Annotated in this window: 3 protein-coding genes; 1 reads left to right on the forward strand and 2 read right to left on the reverse strand. The window is 43.4% G+C overall.

The features are described 5' to 3' along the window. The first annotated feature begins 436 nt into the window (after window positions 1-436). The gene (locus AB4496_RS14350) at window positions 437-2,161 is read left to right on the forward strand and encodes a phospho-sugar mutase (RefSeq protein ID WP_009845665.1); all 1,725 of its coding nucleotides are present in this window, start codon (window positions 437-439) and stop codon (window positions 2,159-2,161) included. Between the two features lie 127 nt (window positions 2,162-2,288). Here the strand turns inward: AB4496_RS14350 and AB4496_RS14355 are convergent, their stop codons facing one another. Both AB4496_RS14355 and AB4496_RS14360 read right to left on the reverse strand, forming a co-directional pair. After that, window positions 2,289-2,921, reverse strand: coding sequence for a LysE family translocator (locus AB4496_RS14355; protein WP_009845666.1), 633 nt, complete (start codon window positions 2,919-2,921; stop codon window positions 2,289-2,291). Window positions 2,922-3,071: 150 nt separating this feature from the next. Beyond that, a complete protein-coding gene (locus AB4496_RS14360; protein ID WP_009845667.1) occupies window positions 3,072-3,704 on the reverse strand; it encodes a fumarylacetoacetate hydrolase family protein in 633 nt (210 codons plus the stop codon). Between the last annotated feature and the right edge of the window lie 84 nt (window positions 3,705-3,788).

The following is a 3,788-nucleotide window of genomic DNA, read 5'->3' on the forward strand; positions in this document are numbered from 1 at the left end:
AACTACATGTCATTACGAGCTATGTGTCATTCCGAGCCAGACAACATTCATTGTTATTCCAGCTGAACATGAAAAGCTGAATCTCAATCTACAACTCACATGGAGCTAGCCTGTAAACGGGCTGCTGACATCATCTGAACTTAAGAACCGATACGGATCATAAGCGTTGTAAGTTTCCACTAAAGATTCAAAAACGACGAACTTGTTAAGTTTTGTTATATTTATGTAAAAGGCTAGTTAGTGATATCCAATTGTTCAAGGTAAGTTTACTTATTAAACAGTCAATTATTTGAAGTGGCTTTACCCATATGCCTTTCCCTTGCTGTTGGAATTTATTTTAAATCGAGTTTTACGATTGCTTTCATAGAAATGATAATCAGTATCATTTAAATTAAATCAACAGAAAGACACCCCGATATTAAAAGGTTTAGTGATTATGCAAGATGCAATGAACTGGTTAGCGAGAGACCCAGACCCAAGAACTCGTGAAGAGCTTCAATACCTTATCGATGAGGGAATGCACGACGAACTTGAAGACCGCTTTATTCAACGATTAGAATTCGGAACGGCGGGACTGCGCGGCAAAGTCGGATGCGGCCCAAATAGAATGAACCGCTTGGTCATACAAGAAACAGCCACAGGCCTTGGCCACTATTTAATTGAACATGTCGAAAATGCCTCTATGCGTGGTGTAGTGGTTGGCTACGACGGTCGTTTAGATTCAAAGCAATTCGCGATTGATACAGCTTCTGTACTCACCGCTTTAGGTATTAAGGTTTACCTAACTTCGAATGTTGCAGCGACACCTATCGTTGCCTTTGGTATTGAGCACTTCAACGCGGCGGCGGCGGTTGTCGTGACGGCGAGCCACAACCCGCCGGAGTACAATGGCTTCAAAGTGTACTGGGAGAATGGCGCTCAAATCATTCCCCCTCATGATGCAGGCATTGCTGCTGAAATAGATATCGCATCGACCAAGCCCATCCCATTGATGAGCCTTAGTGACGCTGAAACACAAGGTAAGTTGGTATGGTTAACTGAAGGTTACTATCAGACCTATCGTGCTGCTATCAACCAGAGTCCACACGTGAGTAAAGAGATCGAATCGGCGAACACCACCATCACCTATACCGCTATGCATGGTGTCGGCGCACAAATGGCGGAAGATCTACTTCATGATTCTGGTTTCCATAAGGTGTTCAGTGTTGCCGAACAGAGAGAACCAGATGGTCACTTCCCAACCGTAAACTTCCCCAATCCGGAAGAAAAAGGCGCGATGGATCTTGTGGTTAACTTAGCAAAAAGTGTCGATGCCGACATCGCTTGCGCTAATGACCCAGATGCAGACCGATTTGCCGTTGCCGTTCGAACCGATGATAAAGTTAGAACTGAAGATGACTCGTACAAAATGCTCACGGGTGACCAAGTGGGTGTGTTATTCGCGCACTACTTGCTATCAAAGCCACACACTAAAAACCAGTTAGTTGGTAACAGTATCGTATCTTCAACTCTACTTGAGAAAGTGGCTCAATCCCATGGTGCGACTTACTTCCAAACGCTGACTGGCTTTAAATGGTTAGCGAATATTGGCATGCAATTAGAAGATGAGAAAAACGAGTTCTTGTTCGCCTATGAAGAAGCGTTAGGCTACACAATTGGTACTCAGGTACGAGACAAAGATGGGCTGTCTGCTATCGTCGTGTTTGCTCAACTGGTTGAGGAGTTAAAATCTCAAGGGCGAACCGTTTGGGATCTTCTCGCTCAAATTTCATTTGAACATGGGGTTCATACCAACGCGCAACGAAGTATTGCCCTAGACCCAGATTCACCATCGATTGGTTCTAAACTCCGAGCGGCACAACCTAAAGCAATAAACGGTGTCGCTATCTCTGTGATTGAAGATCTGCAGTCTTCTTTGCGCTTTATTGTCGGTGGGGCTACCGAAGCGATTAACCTGCCAGTAAGTGACGTACTCATCTATCATCTCGAGGATGGTTCACGCATTATCGTCCGCCCTTCAGGAACAGAACCAAAAGTTAAGGTTTATTATGAGACGGTAACAAAGTTCGAAGGGACAGAAACCTATGACGATACTCGCAAGCGCGGTGAAGAGTACATGGATAGGCTCATCGAACAACACCAGAAAGAGTTGAACTCTTAGATCATCATTCTTTCAAAACATCAGTTCCATGAAGTGCAATATGTAACTGATAGACATAAAAAATGGACGCTCGAAGCGTCCATTTTTGTATCGGCGGCTAACCCCGATAAACTGTTTGAGTTGCAGTCTACGAGGTAAAGAAGGAAGACAACATCCACACCGCTAACACGATGAAAACTCCGCCCATCACTTTTTGCTGATAGGTACGAAACTTTGCATTTTCTACCAAAGATTTACCAATAGTGCCCACTAACGCCACAAGTAAAAAGTTGAACGTCAAACCTAGCACATTCAGCAATAAACCCAGAACGAGCATCTGCTCGCCCGAAGTCGCTTCAATACTCGTCGATACAAACTGCGGTAAGAACATCACGAAAAAAACCAACGCTTTAGGATTAAGCAGGTTACTAATAAGTGCTCGTTGGTAGTACGCTTTTGCAGCACGGTTATCGCTTAACTCAGGCGCATTGCCCTGTTCTGTTCGAAGACAATCCCACCCCATCTTTAATAAGTATGCACCGCCTAATAGATGAAGAGCTTTTAAAGCCACTGGACTCATCGCAATCAATGCTGAAACGCCCATTGCTGCCAATACTGTCAGGATAATTCCAGAAGTCGCATTACCTAAGCTCGCAAACACACCGACTTTACGGCCATAGCTCATGCTTGAGCTTGCGATGAGTAACATATCAGGGCCTGGTAAAAGGAGAAGAGCTACAACGGCCGTCAGGTAAACAGGTAGGATGGTTAAATCGATCATGGGTTTCAGTATTGATAAAAATGGAGGCGAATTTTATATCAATTACTAACACCCTTCCAGATGCAATCAGTTGCTAGGTGTTAAATCAATCGAATTAAACACCATTAATAAACAGTAAAACCAATTTATTAACTAAATACAAAAGACTAATTAACGTGCTACCCACTCGATCTCAATCACAGTGGTTTCACCACACTTTAGACGACCAAGGAAAATATCACCTTGATGTACCTCTCCAACACCTTTCGGAGTGCCCGTCATCACAACATCACCGTCAAGCAAAGTCGTATAAGAAGATAACTCTTCGAGGATGGTCTGTGGGGAATAAAGCATCTGTTCAACATGCCCTTTTTGAACGCGGACACAGTTAATAAATAACTCTATGTTTAAGTCAGATAGGTCCAAGTTATCTATGGGAACAAAGCGACTAAAAACAGCAGAACCATCAAAAGCTTTAGCACGCTCCCAAGGCAGACCTTTCGCCTTCAAACTACTTTGTAACTCGCGTTTGGTAAGGTCTAAACCTAGCCCCACGGCAGAGTATTCACCGTTTTCAACAATGAAGCAGATTTCAGCTTCATAATGTAACGTTTCTTGATGGAAAGATGATAGAGAAGACGTAACGCTAGTGCTCGGCTTATTAAACACCACCATAGAGTCAGGGATAACATTATTAAGCTCTTCGATGTGATCAACATAATTGCGCCCAATACACAGTACTTTGCTGGGTGTTGCTGTTCGTTTCGAATTCATCAATTGCTCCTGATCTACAACGCTGCTCATAGTTTGTCCCTAAACTGTTTTTTAGAGCGCAGAGTTTACCGCATCATTAAAAGAGAATCTTCGACAAGATGGTTACCAATATCT

This window comes from Vibrio sp. 10N.222.46.A1 (assembly GCF_041473595.1).
GTDB classification, from domain to species: Bacteria; Pseudomonadota; Gammaproteobacteria; order Enterobacterales; family Vibrionaceae; genus Vibrio; species Vibrio tasmaniensis_A.